General features: G+C 69.4%; 17 protein-coding genes and 1 pseudogene. 11 read left to right on the top strand and 7 right to left on the bottom strand.

Annotation, left to right across the window (positions count from 1 at the left end):
- Positions 1-6: 6 nt before the first annotated feature.
- Positions 7-1,638, bottom strand: a complete 1,632-nt coding sequence (locus EST92_RS04340; protein WP_129279605.1) for a carboxyl transferase domain-containing protein — start codon at positions 1,636-1,638, stop codon at positions 7-9.
- 145 nt (positions 1,639-1,783) lie between these two features.
- Here EST92_RS04340 and EST92_RS04335 point away from each other — a divergent pair, with 145 nt between their 5' ends.
- The 5 genes from EST92_RS04335 to EST92_RS04315 all read left to right on the top strand — a co-directional run bounded on the left by EST92_RS04335 (position 1,784) and on the right by EST92_RS04315 (position 5,773).
- Positions 1,784-2,401: a TetR/AcrR family transcriptional regulator gene (locus EST92_RS04335; protein WP_129279604.1), complete on the top strand. Its 618-nt coding sequence runs from the start codon at positions 1,784-1,786 to the stop codon at positions 2,399-2,401.
- A gap of 386 nt (positions 2,402-2,787) precedes the next feature.
- Complete coding sequence (locus EST92_RS04330; protein WP_129279603.1) at positions 2,788-3,168, top strand: SdpI family protein; 381 nt, start codon at positions 2,788-2,790, stop codon at positions 3,166-3,168.
- Positions 3,169-3,372: 204 nt separating this feature from the next.
- Entirely contained in the window at positions 3,373-4,056 is a 684-nt protein-coding gene (locus EST92_RS04325) for a hypothetical protein (protein WP_129279602.1), read from the top strand.
- Between the two features lie 110 nt (positions 4,057-4,166).
- Entirely contained in the window at positions 4,167-4,772 is a 606-nt protein-coding gene (locus EST92_RS04320; RefSeq protein ID WP_129279601.1) for an SdpA family antimicrobial peptide system protein, read from the top strand.
- Positions 4,772-5,773: a sporulation-delaying protein SdpB family protein gene (locus EST92_RS04315; protein ID WP_161981696.1), complete on the top strand. Its 1,002-nt coding sequence runs from the start codon at positions 4,772-4,774 to the stop codon at positions 5,771-5,773. Before EST92_RS04320 ends, EST92_RS04315 begins: the two co-directional genes overlap by 1 nt.
- Before the next feature lie 74 nt (positions 5,774-5,847).
- Here EST92_RS04315 and EST92_RS04310 read toward each other — a convergent pair whose 3' ends face one another.
- Positions 5,848-6,174, bottom strand: a complete 327-nt coding sequence (locus EST92_RS04310) for a hypothetical protein (RefSeq protein WP_129279599.1) — start codon at positions 6,172-6,174, stop codon at positions 5,848-5,850.
- 262 nt (positions 6,175-6,436) lie between these two features.
- Between EST92_RS04310 and EST92_RS04305 the strand changes: the two genes are divergently transcribed.
- Both EST92_RS04305 and EST92_RS04300 read left to right on the top strand, forming a co-directional pair.
- Complete coding sequence (locus EST92_RS04305) at positions 6,437-7,594, top strand: acyl-CoA dehydrogenase family protein (protein ID WP_129279598.1); 1,158 nt, start codon at positions 6,437-6,439, stop codon at positions 7,592-7,594.
- Between the two features lie 19 nt (positions 7,595-7,613).
- Complete coding sequence (locus EST92_RS04300; RefSeq protein ID WP_129279597.1) at positions 7,614-8,537, top strand: acyl-CoA thioesterase II; 924 nt, start codon at positions 7,614-7,616, stop codon at positions 8,535-8,537.
- Positions 8,538-9,315: 778 nt separating this feature from the next.
- Here the strand turns inward: EST92_RS04300 and EST92_RS04290 are convergent.
- The 4 genes from EST92_RS04290 to EST92_RS04270 form a co-directional block, all read right to left on the bottom strand.
- A complete protein-coding gene (locus tag EST92_RS04290) occupies positions 9,316-9,723 on the bottom strand; it encodes a hypothetical protein (RefSeq protein ID WP_129279596.1) in 408 nt (135 codons plus the stop codon).
- Positions 9,724-10,513: 790 nt separating this feature from the next.
- A complete protein-coding gene (locus tag EST92_RS04280) occupies positions 10,514-11,368 on the bottom strand; it encodes a hypothetical protein (protein ID WP_129279595.1) in 855 nt (284 codons plus the stop codon).
- Between the two features lie 297 nt (positions 11,369-11,665).
- A complete protein-coding gene (locus tag EST92_RS04275) occupies positions 11,666-12,445 on the bottom strand; it encodes a GntR family transcriptional regulator (protein WP_129279594.1) in 780 nt (259 codons plus the stop codon).
- Positions 12,442-12,984, bottom strand: coding sequence for a UTRA domain-containing protein (locus EST92_RS04270; protein WP_129279593.1), 543 nt, complete (start codon positions 12,982-12,984; stop codon positions 12,442-12,444). The genes EST92_RS04275 and EST92_RS04270 overlap by 4 nt, the downstream gene beginning before the upstream one ends.
- 264 nt (positions 12,985-13,248) lie before the next feature.
- On the opposite strand from EST92_RS04270, the gene EST92_RS04265 reads away from it, so the two are divergent.
- From EST92_RS04265 to EST92_RS04260, 3 genes and pseudogenes are all read left to right on the top strand, one after another.
- A complete protein-coding gene (locus EST92_RS04265) occupies positions 13,249-13,542 on the top strand; it encodes a hypothetical protein (protein ID WP_129279592.1) in 294 nt (97 codons plus the stop codon).
- A 42-nt stretch (positions 13,543-13,584) separates the two neighbouring features.
- Positions 13,585-13,737: a hypothetical protein gene (locus EST92_RS31525; protein ID WP_174243917.1), complete on the top strand. Its 153-nt coding sequence runs from the start codon at positions 13,585-13,587 to the stop codon at positions 13,735-13,737.
- Positions 13,734-14,905: pseudogene (locus tag EST92_RS04260) on the top strand (methyltransferase domain-containing protein). Before EST92_RS31525 ends, EST92_RS04260 begins: the two are co-directional and overlap by 4 nt.
- Positions 14,906-15,003: 98 nt before the next feature.
- Here the strand turns inward: EST92_RS04260 and EST92_RS04255 are convergent.
- Entirely contained in the window at positions 15,004-15,804 is an 801-nt protein-coding gene (locus tag EST92_RS04255) for a phosphatase (protein ID WP_129279591.1), read from the bottom strand.
- Between the two features lie 226 nt (positions 15,805-16,030).
- On the opposite strand from EST92_RS04255, the gene speB reads away from it, so the two are divergent.
- On the top strand, positions 16,031-17,008 hold the full coding sequence (speB, locus tag EST92_RS04250) for an agmatinase (protein ID WP_129244659.1): 978 nt from the start codon (positions 16,031-16,033) through the stop codon (positions 17,006-17,008).
- Positions 17,009-17,126: the final 118 nt, after the last annotated feature.

The following is a 17,126-nucleotide window of genomic DNA, read 5'->3' as shown; positions in this document are numbered from 1 at the left end:
TCCCTCTCACATCCGGAAGACGCCGTAGCCGGGCGCGGTGCTGTCCTTTTCGGGGAGCGGTGCATTGGCGCACGCGGTCAGCGCCAGGCCCAGCACCTGCCGGGTCTCCAGCGGGTCGATGACGCCGTCGTCCCACAGCCGCGCGGTCGCGTAGTAGGCGTTGCCCTGGGACTCGTACTGCGCGCGGACGGGCGCCTTGAAGGCGTCCTCCTCCTCGGCGCTCCACTCCTCGCCGTGCGCCTCCAGCTGGTCGCGCTTGACGGTCGCGAGGACGGAGGCGGCCTGTTCGCCGCCCATCACCGAGATCTTGGCGTTCGGCCACATCCACAGGAAGCGCGGCGAATAGGCCCGGCCGCACATGGAGTAGTTGCCCGCCCCGTACGAGCCGCCGATGACGACCGTCAGCTTCGGGACGCGGGTGCAGGCCACCGCCGTCACCATCTTCGCGCCGTGCTTGGCGATCCCGCCGGCCTCGTACGAGCGGCCGACCATGAAGCCGGAGATGTTCTGGAGGAACAGCAGCGGGATGCCGCGCTGGTCGCACAGCTCGATGAAGTGGGCGCCCTTCTGGGCGGATTCGGAGAACAGGATGCCGTTGTTGGCGACGATGCCGACCGGGTGGCCGTGGAGGTGGGCGAAGCCGGTGACCAGCGTCGTGCCGTACTCCGCCTTGAACTCCGCGAAGCGCGAACCGTCCACGAGGCGGGCGATCACCTCGCGCACGTCATAGGGCGTACGGGAGTCCGCGGGCACCATGCCGTAGAGCCCGGCCGGATCGGCCTTGGGCTCCTCGACGGTCCGCACCGTCCACGGCAGCGGCGCGCGCTCGCCCAGGGTGGAGACGATGGTGCGCACCAGGCGCAGCGCATGGGCGTCGTCCTCGGCGAGATGGTCGGTGACGCCGGAGGTCCTGGCGTGCACCTCGCCGCCGCCCAGCTCCTCGGCGGTGACCACCTCGCCGGTGGCGGCCTTCACCAGCGGCGGCCCGCCCAGGAAGATCGTGCCCTGGTTGCGGACGATCACGGCCTCGTCGCTCATGGCGGGGACGTACGCACCGCCCGCCGTGCAGGAACCGAGGACGGCGGCGATCTGCGGGATACCCGCCCCCGACATCCGCGCCTGGTTGTAGAAGATCCGCCCGAAGTGCTCCCGGTCGGGGAAGACCTCGTCCTGCATCGGCAGGAAGGCGCCGCCGGAGTCCACGAGATACAGACAGGGCAGGCGGTTCTCCAGGGCGATCTCCTGCGCCCGCAGGTGCTTCTTGACCGTCATCGGGTAGTACGTGCCGCCCTTGACCGTGGCGTCATTGGCGACGATCACCGTCTCGCGGCCGGAGACCCGGCCGATGCCGGCGATCACGCCCGCGGCCGGCGCGGCCCCGCCGTACATGCCCTCCGCGGCCAGCGGCGCCAGCTCCAGGAACGGCGAGCCGGGGTCCAGCAGGGCGTCCACCCGGTCCCGCGGCAGCAGCTTGCCGCGCGCGGTGTGCCGCGCCCTGGCCTTCTCGCCGCCGCCCAGCCGGGCCGCCGCGAGCTTCTCGCGCAGCCGGTCGGCCAGCTCGCGGTGCGCGGCCTCGTTGGCACGCCAGGAGTCGGACGCCGGATCGGCGGTACTCCCCAGCACCGGTGCCTGCTCCATCAGTACGAGCCCCCTTGCTCGGTCGCTGTCCCGTCGCCGCGGTCCGCGGATGCCGGGCCATTCGGGTTGATGGCCGGGTTAATGGGCGTTAACCACTCCCCCTTCAGGTTAACGAGCACTAACCCGGCTGTCTACAATCGACGGCATGAGTAATGCGCAGGCCCCCGCCCCGATCAGCCGCCGTGAGCAGATCCTCAGGGAGGCGGCCCGGCTCTTCGCGGAGCGCGGTTTTCACGGCGTCGGCGTGGACGAAATAGGGGCGGCCGTGGGCATCTCGGGCCCCGGTCTCTACCGGCACTTCGCCGGCAAGGACGCGATGCTGGCCGAGCTGCTGGTCGGCATCAGCGAGCGGCTGCTCGACGGCGGGCGGATGCGGGTCGCGGAGGGCGGCGAGACCCCCGAGGCGGTGCTGCGCGCACTGATCGACGGCCACATCGACTTCGCGCTGGACGACCGCCCGCTGATCACCCTGCACGACCGCGAGCTGGACCGGCTGCGCGAGGCCGACCGCAAGCGGGTCCGCCAGCTCCAGCGGCAGTACGTGGAGCTGTGGGTGGAGGTCGTGCGGGAGGTCTATCCCGTGTGCGCGGAGGTCGAGGCCCGGTCCGCGGTCCACGCGGTCTTCGGGCTGCTCAACTCCACCCCGCACCTCAGCGCGCGTGCCGGCCTGCTGCCCCGTGCGGCCACCGAGTCCCTGCTCAAGCGGCTCGCCCTGGGGGCGTTCGCGGCGGCGGCGGACCGGGACCCGTCGCCGGTGAAGTGACCCCGGCCGCCGGCCGCGCTGGTCGCCGGCCGGCCGATGGTTCCCGGATCACCAAGGAAATGCCAAGGAATTGCCATGGCAGATTTTATGGGGTGGCAAAGGGAATGCGCCCGGCGACCGCCTTCCCGGATGTCGGACGCATTGCCGGGAGTGAACCGGAGGATCTGCGGCCGTGGGGACGGCGTCAAGGCTCCCGGATTGCCGTTGATTGCCGCGAGCGACGGTGCCACGATGAACCGCAGTTGCTACGCCCGTAGAAACAGTGGCCGCAGGGCCGGCCGGCGGGGGACCACGTAGCGCCGGAAGCTGTGTACTCACGGGGGAGACGTTTCGGTGCCTGAGCTTCACGTAAGAGGAATCCGGTCCACGGACCGCATGATGTGTCGATGACCGGCCAGTCCATGGCGGGTATTTTTCTGAGCGGGATTTTCGCCGCCGCCGCCGTCATTGTTGGGGTCATCGCCGGCAAGAGTCGAAAAGGCACACTGCGCAAGAATTCCTTTGCTGGAATGCGCAGCAAGGAAACCCGGAGCAGCGACGTGGCCTGGCGTGCCGGGCAGTATGCGGCCCAGCGGAAATACGTGCGCCTGATTCCGGTGCTCGGCGTCGCAGCCGTCGCGTCGTTGGTCAACGCTTTCCTCGGTGGCCCGTCCTGGGTCTACGTGGTGATCGTCGTGACCAGCGGCAGCGCAGATGCCGTCATCGCCCTCTCGTCCACCGCGGCCGCCCGTGCCGCGGTGCGCGAGGAGCGCCGGCACCTCGACTGAGCCGCACCCAACTCTCTCTCCAGTCACCCATCGGCCCACCGCCGGTGCGGCGGATCGCCGCGCCCCACGGCGCCCCGCGCGGCCGGTCATGTGCGGCAAGCGACGGGTGCCCTCATTCCCATGCCAAGCAGACAGCGGGCCTTCCGTCGTGTGCTCCGGCATGACCGAACACCCCCACCACCAACCCACTTGTGAAGGTGATCCATGCATTTCCACAGAACTGCCGTACTCGCCACTTCGGCAGCGGCACTGGCCGGAATCGTGGCCTGTGGCGCGTCGGCCGTGGCCGCCCCGCCGGCGGTGGCAGCCGCCCCGGCGGCGCAGACCGTGGCCGCTTCCGCCGGCACCGCGAAGCACCACATCAAGTACTCCGACGAGGACATCGTCGGCCTGCTCATCTTCGCCAAGGGCAGGGCCGCTCACGACCACCCCGCCCTGGCCAAGCAGATCAGGGCCCGGCGCACGGACGGGGCGGACAAGGTGACGGCGGCCCAGATAGCCGAATTCACCAAGGTACTCAAGCGGATCGACTCCGCCTTCCACGAGAAGGTGACGGTTCCGGTCCAGATCAACGACCCGTTCCAGGCCAAGCAGGGAATGCTCCGGCTCAACGATGACGTGAAGAAGTACATCGCGCAGCAGAAGGCGGCGGCCACCACGGACACGGCCCGCACCAACGGCTGGTGGTGGCACGACGTCAACGGCCTGATCGAGATCAACGTGATCGGTGCCATCAACGCCATCGGATACGCGAATGTGGCCGGCGCGACCGAGGTTGCCATCGCCCTGGTGGTGGTCCCGTCCGCGGTGAGCTACGGCTTCGACATGAGCCGGCCCAACAGCCTGGACGCCGACACCATGGTCTCGGACGTGGCTCGGAGCCTGTAGGCGACCGGCTCGCCGAGCAGCAGGAATGACGGGTGGGTCGGCCGTGGTGACGCCGCGGCCGGCACACCCCGCTGATCCATCGGACCACACGCAGCCGAGGTCGCGCGCGCATGGCCAATAAGCCCACCACACACCCCGTGAAACCAGCGGAAGGACGGAATGCTTCGCTACGTCAACTGGTCCTGTTCGCCGGAGCCTGCCTGTGTCTCTTCGGCTACCTTGCCGCGTCCCTCTTCTACACCTTGCCGAGCAACGCGCTGAGCAGCCGTCAGTCCAAAGGCGGTGCCAGGCACGCCCTGAACATTCTGACGCCGGAGAACTGGGCCTTCTTCACCCGTGATCCCGAGACCACGCAGATAGGTGCTTATGCCCTGGGGGCGGATGGTGCGGGGCGGAGTCTGATGCGCACACCGCAGGGCGCCCCGTCGAACCTGTTCGGCCTGTCCCGTACGCAACGGGCCCAGGGGCCGGAGCTGGGGTATCTCAATGCGGCTGCGGCGGCGCGCTGGAAGGCCTGCGACGGTCGCCTCGCCGACTGTCTGCGGGAGTCGTCCGGCGGCAGAGCCTGGCGGGTGAAGAACGAGAGCCCGGTGCCGACGGTGTGCGGTGACGCCTATCTCACCCAGGAGAAGACCGTGCCCTGGAGCTATCGGGAACTGGTCCCGTATTCCAGGCGAGTTGTCAAGATCGTACATCTGGATGTCCGATGCAGATAATGCCCGCTGTCCATTCCCTCGCCGGCCGGCTTGCCGAGCACACCGCACGGCACGATCTCCGCTCCCGGTGGTTCGGTGTCGGACGCAGCGTCATCGCCGTGGCCCAACTGAGTGTTCTCCTGCTGACTCCCCTCAAGGCCCTGCTCGTCCCCGTCGTCGGGATGGGGGAGTTCCCGCGCTGCGATACCGTTCGCGCCGCTTCCGCGCTGTGTCTCGGCGGCGATGCGGTGGGTGCGGAGCCCCGGCGGTGGCTGCTGATCGTGGTGCTGCTGGTGGCCGCCAGTGGTTATCGGCCGCGGTGGACCGTGATCCCGCACGCCTGGGCTGCGTATTCCGTCGCGGTCGGCATTTCGGTGCCCGACGGCGGTGAGTCGGTCGGCATGATCATGTGTTTCCTGATGATTCCGATCGGGCTGGCGGACGGCCGCACCTGGCACTGGCAACGGCCCGACTCCGCTCTGGCGCCGTCGTGGCGTACGGTTTCGCTGGCCGCTTTTCTGGCCATCCGGGTGCAGATCGCCTATCTCTACCTGGACAGTGCCCTCAGCAAATTCGGTGTGGCCGACTGGGCCAATGGAACGGCCGAGTACTACTTCCTGCGTGACGGCATGTTCGGTGTGAGCCGGCCCTGGGACGGTGTCCTGCTGTGGATGTCCAAGAGTCCGCTGGTCGTGGTTTCCCTGACGTGGGGCGCGCTGCTGATCGAAATCGCGATCGGAGTGTGCCTGCTGTCCTCGGGCCGCCGGCGCAAGGTCGGCATGGTCCTGGACATCGTGCTGCACGGCTCGATCATTCTCACGATGGGTCTGTGGAGTTTCGCGCTGGCGATGATCGGTTCCGCGATTGTCTGCGCGACCCCGGACCGCCGCCCCGCGGAACCGGTGGCGGTGGGTTCCGGATCCGACACCGCCGGGGCCCGGGCGGATGAGGCGGGCCGGGCCGTCGATCCGTGCCCGGAGTGCGGTGCGCATGCCCCGTCCGCCGCCGCGTCGCCCGTCTGAGACCGGGCAAAGGAAAGAAGCCCGTCAGAGCCCAAAAGCTCTGACGGGCTTCTTTCCCGTGGCGCGAGACCGTCCTACCCACTCGTCACAGGTTCTTCGAACCGGAACCTGCTTCCGTTGCGCGGACCGAGGCTGGCCGTGACACGCACGCCCGACGGCGCTTCGACCGTCGAGAACTCCTTGCTCGCCTCGGCGAGCCGCGCGCTCTTTTGTCCGCGATAGCGGAAATACACACTGATGCGGTGTGTGCCGGGAGTCACAGTGACCTTTGACGTGCCCCATTTCGCGGCATATTCCTGGCCGTCGACCTCAATGACCGGATTCGTCAGCAGGTGGTGAAACCACGATGCAATAAGTGACGGTTTGACATGGACTTCTACAACTGCCGTTTGATCCGCCATGAGTTGATGCTAAATGGCTCATCGGTGGTGATCAACGGCTTCCTGTGGAAATGGTCGGCGGATGACGGATTGTTTACGCTTCGGCGCGAAGCGCGGAGGTGGGATCGCCGGTCGTGACGGCGGCGCCGGGCGCGTAGGGCGGTCCCGGCCCGCACGGGTTTTCGTTGACCTCTGGACAGCCTTGGTGACTGACGGGTAGCTTTCACTGAGCAAGCGCTTAGCCATGCGCTTGGTCCGGCGACCTGGAGGAGGCGACGTAGCAATGCGCCGTACGGTGTTCAACGAGGATCACGAGGCGTTCCGCGCGACCATACGCGCCTTCATCGAGGCCGAGGTCGTCCCCGTCCACGACGAGTGGTTCGCCGCCGGCCAGGCCCCGCGCGACTTCTACTACAAGCTCGCCGAGCTGGGCGTCTTCGGAATCCGCGTCCCCGAGGAGTACGGCGGCGCCGGCATCGACTCGCACAAGTTCGAGGCCGTGATCTACGAGGAGACCGCCCGCGCGGGCGTCACCTTCGGCGGCTCCGGCGTCCATGTGCTGCTGGGCCTCCCGTACCTCCAGATGCTCGCCACCGACGAGCAGAAGAAGCGCTTCCTGCCGAAGTTCGTCAGTGGCGAGGAGATGTGGGCGCTGGCGATGACCGAGCCGGGCACCGGCTCCGACCTCGCGGGCATGAAGTCCACCGCGAAGCTGTCGGAGGACGGCACGCACTATGTCCTCAACGGCGCCAAGACCTTCATCACCGGCGGTGTGCACGCCGACCGCGTCATCGTGTGCGCCCGTACCGCCGCGCCCCGCGAGGACGACCGCCGCTTCGGCATCTCGCTCTTCGCCGTGGACGCCAAGTCCGCCGGCTACTCCGTCGGCCGCAAGCTGGACAAGCTCGGCCTGAGGATCTCCGACACCGCCGAGCTGGCCTTCGTCGACGTCAAGATCCCGGTCGAGGACCTCCTCGGCGAGGAGAACAAGGGCTTCGCCTACCTGGGCCTGAACCTCGCCTCCGAGCGCTGGGGCATCGCCTTCGGCGCGTACGCGCAGGCCAAGGCCGCCGTCCGGTTCGCCAAGGAGTACGTGCAGGAGCGCACGATCTTCGGCAAGGCGGTCGCCTCCTTCCAGAACACCAAGTTCGAACTGGCCGCCTGCCAGGCCGAGGTGGACGCCGCCGAGGCCGTCGCCGACCGCGCGCTGGAGGCCCTGGACGCCGGCGAGCTGACCCCGGCCGAGGCCGCCTCCGCCAAGCTCTTCTGCACCGAGGTCGCGCACCGCGTCATCGACCGCTGCCTCCAGCTGCACGGCGGCTACGGCTTCATGAACGAGTACCCCATCGCCCGCCTCTACGCCGACAACCGCGTCAACCGCATCTACGGCGGCACCAGCGAGGTCATGAAGTCCATCATCGCCAAGTCCATGGGCCTCTGAGCCGCAAGGGCCCTCGCACGTGAACGACGCCCAGCGGTCCCTGCTCGATCTGCTCGATCTGCTCGCGCTGGAGCGGATCGAGCAGGACATCTTCCGGGGCGAGAGCCGCGCCTCGGTCGTGCCCCGCGTCTTCGGCGGCCAGGTCGCCGCCCAGGCGCTGGTCGCGGCCGGGCGCACGGTCCCCGCCGACCGGCCGCCGCACTCCCTGCACGCCTACTTCCTGCGCCCCGGCGACCCCGGCGCGCCCATCGTCTACACCGTCGACCGCATCCGCGACGGCCGGTCCTTCACCACCCGCCGGGTCGTCGCCGTCCAGCACGGCCAGCCGATCTTTCACCTCTCGGCCTCCTTCCAGACCGCCGAGGAAGGCCTGGAACACCAGGAGCCGATGCCGCCGGCGCCGGACCCGCTGACCCTGCCCACCCCCGCCGAGATACTGCCGCGGCACGCCGGACGGTTCCTCACCCCGGCCGTCGCCGAGCGGCTGCTGGAGGCCCGGGCCGCGATCGACCTGCGGTACGTCGACGAGCCGCCCTACGTCACCGTCGGCGAGGTGCGCGAGCCGCGGTCCCAGGTCTGGTTCCGCACCAACGGCGACCTGGACAAGGCGCTCGCCGACGGCGCCGGCTGCGGCGACACCGTCACCCGCCCCCTGCTGGACATCTGCCTGGTCACCTACGTCTCCGACATGACCCTGCTGGACTCGATCCTGCTCGCCCACGGCCGCGGCGGCTGGGCGGTGGGCGACGTGGTCGGCGCGAGCCTGGACCACGCGATGTGGTTCCACCGCCCCCTGCGCGCCGACGACTGGCTCCTGTACGACCAGGAGTCCCCGACGGCCCAGTCCGGCCGCGGCCTGGGCAAGGGCCGCATCTTCACGGCGGAGGGGCAGTTGGCGGTGTCGGTGATTCAGGAGGGGGTCATCCGGGTGCCGCGGACGTAGGTAGTAGTGGGTAGGCGGGTGATGGCGCGGGGGAGCGGTCCCGGGTGGTGTTCCGGTCGTTGCGTTGTCGCAGCCGGGCTCTGACCGGAGTTCCGTGAAGCTCATGGCTGGATGAGGATTCGGGCCCGAAGGGAGCGTGAAGGACGCGCGGCCATACATTGCCCTCTTGAGCGTTTTGATCCTGTTGACGTGGCCTTCGACGACGCCTGAGCTCCAGGTGAGAGTGAGGCCGGCGGTGACGGCGTCGAGGTCGCGGCGGAGGAAGCCGGCGAACCCGCTCATCGGTTTCGGGGCGTCCTGCTCGGCCTGGCGGATCCATTCGAGCAGGAGGTGTCCGCGCTGGTGGCGGACGAGGTCGGCGAAGGTCCGGGCGAGGTCGCAGGCGCGGGCGATATCGGGGGAGTCGTTCCTCCTGGCTTTCGGTCAATAATGTCTCGCGTGGGCGCATGATCCATGAGGTGATCTTGCGAGGACTCGGGATGTCGGCTCGGACGGGTCCGGCGGTGCCGGCTCGGAGGGTGGCGAGGTGCTTGCGAACGACCTGCCGGCTGCCTTGGTAGCCGCGCTCACGGATCTCCAGGAAGAGACAGGTGCCGCTGACCTGGCCCTGCGCTTCGGTGAAGCGGGCGTTGAGGTATGCCTTGAACAGCTCCAGGACGCCGTTGGGGCGGCGGTCGCGGGCGGAGACCAGCAACTGGTCGAGGTCGGTGTCGCGGAAGCGGCGTCTGCAGGTCGATGGTGCACCGGCCGCGGCACGGCCGGTACACCATCGGCAAGGTCACCAGCGGGTGATGCCCATCGCCTCCGCCGCGCGGCGGATGGCGTCCCAGTGGGCCATCGACATGCCCGACCGCTTGATCGGAGCACTCGCGTCCAGGGCCCGGAACTCGTCCCGCGACTCAGCCAGGATGTCGGTGCCGTAATGGACCGCTACGGAACTAACGCCGTGGATGGGATGAGACTTGGCCGCCATCATGCTGCCGGCGTGTGCCAGGAGGCTCCGGGCCCGGTTGTACGCGCTGGTGTTGATCTGCTTCGGGTTTGCCGACGCACGGGTGTCAAGCTGATAACGCGACTTCGCCGGTTGGTCGGGCTTGGCGTTGGCGGCGACGGCTGGGGAGACGGCTACCGCGAGGGCTGTGGCCGCTACTGCGGCGGCCAGTCCGGTGCGGAGAGCATGCTTCATGGCTGTAAGTCCTAACGCTGGTGGATCATGGCGATACGAGTTCGCAATGAAGGAGCACTGGCTCACCCGTTCGCAATCATGAGGACGCCGGGCTTCGCCGGAGCGGTTCAATCCGGGGGCGAATTCCGGCCACTCCCGTACACCAGGCTCCGGGGAAGCACCGGCTCGAACGCCTCGCCACGAACATCGCCCGTCCCTGCCGCTGGGCATGATGACTGGGTGACCCTCCACCCCTGAGACCGCTCCCCGAGGGACCGACCGCGGCGACCGCCCGGCCCGGCCGACTGCCTTATAGGCACGGGGAGAAGGCGAACCGAGCGTGGCAACTCCACTGAGTGCGGACGGGTTTCTGTCCGCACTGAAACACGCGGGCCTTGGCGTGGTCGACGTCGGGAACTGGCTCTGACCGCAGTTCCGTGAAGCTCATGGCTGGGTGAGGATCCGGGTCCGAAGGGAGCGTGAAGGACGCGCGTCCATACATTGCCCTCCAGGTGTCCGCGCTGGTTGAACGTTTCCAGCACTCCGGCCGGGCGGCGGTCGCGGGCGCAGGCCAGGAGTTGGTCGAGGTCGGTGTCGCGGAAGCGTCGCACGGTCTTGCGGTCCAGGTTCAGCCTCCGGCCAATAGCGCTGATGGTCCAGCCGGCGTCCACGAGGCGGTGCACGTCTTCGTGGCTGTGCCGGGTCCGGCTCGACCATCTGAGTTGCCGGAAGGCCGGGCAACGGCAGATCCATCCGAGGTGGCTCGGATGGGGTGCGGGACCGTCATCCATGGCGAGTTCCCGCAGCGTGATCACGTGGTCACCTCTGCCAGTGCTTCGGCGAGTTCGACGGCGGTGGGTCGCTCGGTTGCTTCGCCGAGGAGGACCGGCCGCAGGATGTCCTGGAACGCAGGCCAGGGAACTGCGGTGGCGAGGGGGACGCGGCGACGGGCGATGTGCGCGCGGATTTCTGCCGGGGTGAGCCGGCCGGGCTCGATCCCGGCCGCGGCGTAGTCCAGTGGCCAGCGGCCGGTGGCGCAGGTCCACAGCGAGCAGGCGAGGGCGTACACATCGGTGGCGGTAGTGGGGGTGACCGGCTGGATACCGGCATTGATGGATGCCGCCAGTTCCGGCGCTACCAGGTGGGTGAGGCCGCCGCGGAAACCGGTGACCGGCTCCGTACCTTCGCGCCAGGACCAGGAACAGTCGAGCAGCCGTACGCCGTGGTCGGTGTGGATGCCGTGCGAGGGCTGGAGGTCGGCATGGACCCAGGCGGAGGAGTGCAGCGCGGCGACGGCTCGGCACAGGTCCACCGAGGCCGACAGGGCGGCTGCTTTCCCGTCCGCGTCAGACCGCACAGGCGCGAACGCATGCCAGGTCGACGGCCCCTTGAACCAGCGGGTCACCAACCACGCGACGCCTTCACCCTCGCCGGAGCCCAGCAGGTAGTCGGGCCAACCGATCGCATCGAGGACCGCTGCCTCCCGCTGAGTGACGGCCGCACCTTCGCTGTCGCCGGCCTTGACCGCGACCGCCCCATCCGGGCCGGTCGCTTTCCACACCGCCGCGCCACGCCGGTAGGAGATCTCCTTCAGTTCGACCGGAATGCCGCAGACCGCTTCGATGGTGGCAACGGCGGCTGTGGGGAAACCAGGGAACTCGCCCATTTCTTCACTGCCTTCCATTCGTACGGGAGCCCCTGAAACACCTCGCGTCCGTCATCCACAGCTGTTGAGAGCGACAGAGCGAGGTCCGGGGTGTCGGCAAGAAACCGGGGGTCGACAGGCCGGACGGCGCAGCGCACGGCGAGGAATGAGAAGGGCGGCGCGGGAACGCGGTCTTCTCGTCGGTCGGTGCCCTCTTCGCTGGCGAGGGCCGCATCTTCACGGCGGAGGGCAGTTGGCGGTGGTCAGTGATCCAGGGGTGGGTTGTCCGGGTGCCGCGGGGGTGCGCCCTCCTCGGCCTCACACCGGCGTGAACTCGTATTGGAGTTCATGGAGATGGCCGGCCTTGACCATGATCGTGACCTCGATGGGCCGTTCATCGTCGCTGTAGATCACTCGCAGGGTACGGAGGACGGGCAGGCTGCTGGGAAGGCGGAGGGCCTCGTACTGCTCCTGGGTGGGTACGCGGGCGGAGACCCGGTCGACGCTGAGACGGGGCGGGTAGCCCAGCTCGGCCAGGAGAGTGGGCGTCCCGCCCTTGATCCTGCGGCGTTCCGTCATCGCGGTACCGCGGGCGATGTCCAACGGGTAGTAGGACGTGACCAGTTCGACCGGTTCGTCGTCGATGAAGAGAATCTGGCGGCGGAGCAGCGCGGTGCCGCCGTCCGGGAGGCCCAGGGCCGCTGCGGCATCACTGGGCGGCGTGGCTTCGGTGACCTCCAGTAGCTCACTGCGCGCCCGGCCTCCGCGCTTCGTCGCCTCGCTGAGCCAGCGGTACTGCTCGCCGGGGCCGGCCGGCGCCATGAAGGAAGCGGGCCGTACGGTCTGCTGCCGGTGCTCCCGCACCGTCACCGCCGCTCCGGCGCGACCCACGACCAGGCGTTCGTCCTTGAGCAGGTGGAGCGCTTTCTGCACGGTGGCGCTGGAGGCATCGAACCGTTCCTTGAGGTGCGTCGTGGACGGCAGTTTCGCGCCTGGTTCCAGATCACCGCTCATGATCTCGTCGCGGAGGTCGGCGGCGATCCGTTCGTGCAGGGAACGCCGGTCGTGCGCGTCGTCTTCGGTTCTCGACACAGTCATCCGATCTTGATCTCGTAGCGCAGCCGCTGACGGTGTCCGGGCATCGCCATTCTGTCGACCTGGATCGGCCGGCCGTGTGCGTCCAGCGTGACCCGGGTCAGCTGGAGCACCGGTTCGTCGGCGCCGGTCCGCAGCGCCTCGCGCTCCTCGTGGCCAGGCATCCGGGCGAGGACGTCCTCCTGGACCCTGGCGCCGACGTGCCCCAGGTCGGCGAGGAGTGAGATCGCGCCGCCGGGAATCTTGGCGGTCCCGGCCAGACGGGTTCCCCGGGCGATATGGGCGGGATAGTAGGTGTCGGTCAGTTCGCAGGGTGCGTCGTCGAGATACATCACGCGACGGCGTACGACGACGCTCTCGCCCTCCGCGATGCCCAGGAGTTCCGCGATCCCGGCCGGTGCCGCGATCTCCCCGGCGTGCACGATGCGTTGACTGCCGCGGCGGCCACGGGCGGCGGTCTCCGCGCCCCAGGCATCGGACTGCCCCTTCTCACGGGGTGTCAGATACGGCATCGAGGTGCTGACCCACTCGCTGGTACCCACGCGTCCTCCTGGCGATTGGTGCTCCCAACCCTTCGCCTACACGGTATGCGACGCCTTGCGGCCACCACCCACCACGCGAGACCTTGTTGCTTTTCGTGAATAGCGATATGGTCTCAGCTGATCGTGTAGCCAAGGAGCAAGGCGGTGGTTCCCCGTGTCCGTGTGCCTTTCGCGGCAATGCCGATTTCCTCGGTCCTGTGGGCAGAATCAGGGCCGCGGCTCCGACCGGCCCGGTCTCGCCCCGGTGGCAGAGGCGGTCGCGCGATGAGCGAGTCGCCGACCACGCGCCTGCTGCCGTGGGTGAGCCCCGACGGCAAGACCTGCATCCTGCTGAGCGACGGCAGAGGTGAGAGCGGCTTTTCCCGTGTCGCGGACCGGATGGAAGACGTACAGCTGGAGATGGCGGACGGGCTGCTCGATCACGCGGCCGACATGCTCGGGGACGACACCGCGACCGATCGGCAACTCCGCTTCCTCGGACAGCAGTTGAGTGCGGCGCTGCGGGACGTGCGCCGTGTCGCGGGGAGCAGGGGCGAGCGGCTGAGCACCGGCGGGTAGCAAGTACAGGGCACCACGCACTGAATGAAAGAGAGGTCCGGGATGGGCCTGCAGATCACCACCGCTGCCGAGGGCGGGCAGCAAGGCGGAGGAGGAGACGGCGGGGACGGGCACCCCGGCCAGCCCTGGACGCCGCCCCCGCCGCCGCCCCCGGACGGTGACATGCCGCCCGGCGACGGGACGCATCGCAAGTGAGGCTCAACTCTCAACAGGAGCACCGCGCCAGTGACGAGCTGGCGCGCTCCCTCCGCGAAGCGGGAGCCCTGACGTCCGATTGGGCGGAGACATTCAGAGCCGTTCCCCGCTCGCTGTTCCTGCCGGATCTCGTCTGGGCCCATGACATGGCAACCGGCCGAAGTGTGCCCGTCTCCCGGAGCAGCGACCCCGCAGCGTGGGAGCTGACCGCGTATGCGAACGTCCCGCTCGTCACCCAATGGGACGACGGACAGCACACGGGTAGCGAGCCCGGAACGGTGCCGACCAGTTCGGCGAGCATGCCGTCAGTCGTGGCTGCGATGCTGCGCGACCTGGACGTGAGCGAAGGTATGCGGGTGCTCGAAGTCGGCACCGGCACGGGGTGGAACGCCGGCCTCCTCGCTCACCGACTGGGCAGCGGGAACGTGGTCAGCGTCGAGATCGACAAGGCGGTGACCGAACAGGCACGAGGAGCGTTGCTGCGCGCCGGACTCCACCCGAGACGGTCCACGGGGAGGGTGGGGACGGGTGGCCGGACGGGGCGCCGTATGACCGGGTGATCGTCACGGCAGGGGTGCGAGCGGTTCCGCCGCGCTGGTTGGAGCAGTCACGGCCGGGCGGGGTCATCCTCGCCCCCTGGGGCACCCATTACAGCGACCAGGACGCACTTGCCCGGTTGACCGTGCGGGAGGACGGCTCCGCGTCGGGACCGTTCCTGCGCATGGTCGAGTTCATGAAGCTGCGGGATCAGCGCCTGGACTGGAACCGGTTCAGGGAACACGTTCCGGATTTCCCCGGCGACGCCGACGTCTCCAGCACGACCGTCGCTTTGACGGATTTGGGGGACCGATACGAGCCCGCACGGTTCGTCATGGGGCTGTGTGTGCCGGACTGTGCCCATGTCATCAACAGGCCGGACGGGGGGACCGCGAGGGCGTGGTTCTTCGACCTGACGAGCCGCTCGTGGGCCGCCGCTGTTTTCCGCAGCGGCGAACCGGAGGCCACGGTCTACCAGTCGGGGCCGCGTCGCCTGTGGGACGAAGTGGAGGCGGCTCTCCGATGGTGGGTCGGCCGGGGCGAGCCGAGCCACACCCGGTTCGGTCTCACCGTCGCAGCGGAGGGGCAGCGGGTGTGGCTGGACGACCCGGCCGACTCCTGGGCCGTGTGAGGAACGCAACCGGCCCGTTCGGGCACTGGGGAGCGGTGGACGGGCTTCCAGCTCTGACTGGCCGCTGTGTTCCATGCCGCCCGTCGACCAGGAGACGTTCAGCCCACCAACCCCGCCGCATCCAGCAGATAAGCCGTCAGCGGGTCGTAATGCCGCGGGCTCAGGACGTGGTCGTCCAGGGGGATGGTCACCTGTACCGTGCCCTCGGACTCGGCGAGGAAGAGGGCCGGGTCGTTGGAGTCGGCGAAGCCCACCGCGTCCAGGCCGCGCTGGCCGGCGCAGCCCGCCCAGCCGTGATCGGCCACCACCAGGTCCGGCAGCGGGCGGCCCTCCCGCTCCAGGCCGTCGAGGATCGCGGCCATCGGCTCGGGGGAGTGGGTGTGCCACAGCGTCGCGCCGCGCTCCAGCATCGCGACGTCGCCGAACTGGAAGACCATGCCGTCGTCCGCCCGCAGCCCGTCCGGGATGACGACGATCTCGCAGTCCGCCGCGCGCAGCGCCTCGGCCGTCGCCCGGTGCACGTCCAGCAGCCCGCCCGGATGGCCGGTGGCGAACAGCACCCGCTGCCGGTCGGCCGCCGCCTTGCGCAGCACCGCGGCCGCCCGGTCCAGCGCGTCCAGCGTCAGCTCGGGGTCGATGGTGTCCTGCCCCTGCCGGTGGTGCGGGTCGTCGTTCACCCCGCAGCGCTCCGCCATCACGGCCAGGACGTCCTGCTCGTCCGTCCACCGGTCGCCGAATTCCAGGCCGAACCAGTAGTGGCGGTCGCCGTTGGCGAGTCTGCGGTAGTGGGAGAGGTTGTTCTCGCGGGGGGTGGCGACCTCACCGGCGATCCGGGTCCGTACGAGATGATCGACGAGTTCGGCGCGCGTGGGGGCGGGGGCTGCGGAGGCTATCGGCATAGCGCCCATTGTGCCCGCAGGGATGAGCCGGGGCCGGACGGTTCCGCAGCCCGGACACCGGGGTGGGGGGAGTGGGGTGGCGAGGTCGCCGGGTGCAGGGGAGGAAGGGCAGGTCACCGGGGTGCCAGGGCTTCTGCGTGCGGCTGGCCGAAATGTCGAACGCCTCCGGCTCGCTCGTCGCAAATGTCCATGGGGGAATCGCCCGGCCGTCCCTACCCTCACCTTCATGACCTCCACCTCCACCGGGCCCGTGGGCCCCGTCGACTCCTCCCGTGTCCCGCGCTACGCCGGGCCCGCGACGTTCGCGCGGCTGCCCCGCCTCGACGAGGTCGGCGGCCGGGCCGATGTCGCTGTAGTGGGTGTCCCCTTCGACACCGGCGTCTCCTACCGGCCCGGCGCCCGCTTCGGCGGCAACGCCATCCGCGAGGCGTCCCGCCTGCTGCGGCCGTACAACCCGGCCCAGGACGCGTCCCCCTTCGCGCTCGCCCAGGTCGCCGACGCCGGTGACATCGCCGCGAACCCGTTCAACATCAACGAGGCCGTGGAGACGGTCGAGGCCGCGGCCGACGACCTGCTCGCCTCCGGCGCCCGGATGATGACCCTCGGCGGCGACCACACCATCGCCCTGCCGCTCCTGCGCTCGGTCGCCAAGAAGCACGGCCCGGTCGCGCTGCTGCACTTCGACGCCCATCTGGACACCTGGGACACCTACTTCGGCGCCGAGTACACCCACGGCACCCCGTTCCGCCGTGCCGTCGAGGAAGGCATCCTCGACACCTCCGCGCTCTCCCACGTCGGCACCCGCGGCCCGCTCTACGGCAAGAAGGACCTCGACGACGACGAGAAGATGGGCTTCGGCATCGTCACCTCGGCCGATGTCATGCGCCGCGGCGTGGACGAGGTCGCCGACCAGCTGCGCCAGCGCATCGGCGACCGTCCGCTGTACATCTCCATCGACATCGACGTGCTGGACCCGGCGCACGCGCCCGGCACCGGCACCCCCGAGGCCGGCGGCCTCACCTCCCGTGAACTCCTGGAGATCCTGCGCGGGTTGTCGTCCTGCAACCTGGTCTCGGCGGACGTCGTGGAGGTCGCTCCGGCGTACGACCATGCGGAGATCACCTGCGTGGCCGCCTCGCACACCGCGTACGAGCTGACGACGATCATGTCGCGGCAGATCGCGGCGGGGCGGGAAGGGAAGTAGGTCCGCCGCGCGGCCGCGCGTCCCCGGCAGCGAGAACGCCGGCCCGTCACGGGTGACCGTGGCGGGCCGGCGTTCGTGCGGCGGGGGCCGGGGCCGGGGCCCCGGGGACGGCTCTAGC

The sequence above is a fragment of the Streptomyces sp. TM32 genome (genome assembly GCF_004122755.1).
In the GTDB taxonomy this organism is placed as follows: domain Bacteria; phylum Actinomycetota; class Actinomycetes; order Streptomycetales; family Streptomycetaceae; genus Streptomyces; species Streptomyces sioyaensis.
Note: the sequence above shows the minus strand (reverse complement) of the source record. Positions and strands in the feature narration are given on the sequence as shown.

Excerpts from the sequence above, each read along its gene's own strand:
- EST92_RS04305 (WP_129279598.1), top strand. The coding sequence starts at position 6,437 with ATGCGCCGTACGGTGTTCAACGAGGATCACGAGGCGTTCCGCGCGACC.
- speB (WP_129244659.1), top strand. The coding sequence starts at position 16,031 with ATGACCTCCACCTCCACCGGGCCCGTGGGCCCCGTCGACTCCTCCCGT.
- EST92_RS04320 (WP_129279601.1), top strand. The coding sequence starts at position 4,167 with ATGGCCAATAAGCCCACCACACACCCCGTGAAACCAGCGGAAGGACGG.
- EST92_RS04290 (WP_129279596.1), bottom strand. The coding sequence starts at position 9,723 with ATGAAGCATGCTCTCCGCACCGGACTGGCCGCCGCAGTAGCGGCCACA.
- EST92_RS31525 (WP_174243917.1), top strand. The coding sequence starts at position 13,585 with ATGGGCCTGCAGATCACCACCGCTGCCGAGGGCGGGCAGCAAGGCGGA.
- EST92_RS04330 (WP_129279603.1), top strand. The coding sequence starts at position 2,788 with ATGACCGGCCAGTCCATGGCGGGTATTTTTCTGAGCGGGATTTTCGCC.
- EST92_RS04310 (WP_129279599.1), bottom strand. The coding sequence starts at position 6,174 with ATGGCGGATCAAACGGCAGTTGTAGAAGTCCATGTCAAACCGTCACTT.
- EST92_RS04265 (WP_129279592.1), top strand. The coding sequence starts at position 13,249 with ATGAGCGAGTCGCCGACCACGCGCCTGCTGCCGTGGGTGAGCCCCGAC.
- EST92_RS04340 (WP_129279605.1), bottom strand. The coding sequence starts at position 1,638 with ATGGAGCAGGCACCGGTGCTGGGGAGTACCGCCGATCCGGCGTCCGAC.
- EST92_RS04335 (WP_129279604.1), top strand. The coding sequence starts at position 1,784 with ATGAGTAATGCGCAGGCCCCCGCCCCGATCAGCCGCCGTGAGCAGATC.
- EST92_RS04255 (WP_129279591.1), bottom strand. The coding sequence starts at position 15,804 with ATGCCGATAGCCTCCGCAGCCCCCGCCCCCACGCGCGCCGAACTCGTC.
- EST92_RS04325 (WP_129279602.1), top strand. The coding sequence starts at position 3,373 with ATGCATTTCCACAGAACTGCCGTACTCGCCACTTCGGCAGCGGCACTG.
- EST92_RS04275 (WP_129279594.1), bottom strand. The coding sequence starts at position 12,445 with ATGACTGTGTCGAGAACCGAAGACGACGCGCACGACCGGCGTTCCCTG.
- EST92_RS04280 (WP_129279595.1), bottom strand. The coding sequence starts at position 11,368 with ATGGGCGAGTTCCCTGGTTTCCCCACAGCCGCCGTTGCCACCATCGAA.
- EST92_RS04315 (WP_161981696.1), top strand. The coding sequence starts at position 4,772 with ATGCCCGCTGTCCATTCCCTCGCCGGCCGGCTTGCCGAGCACACCGCA.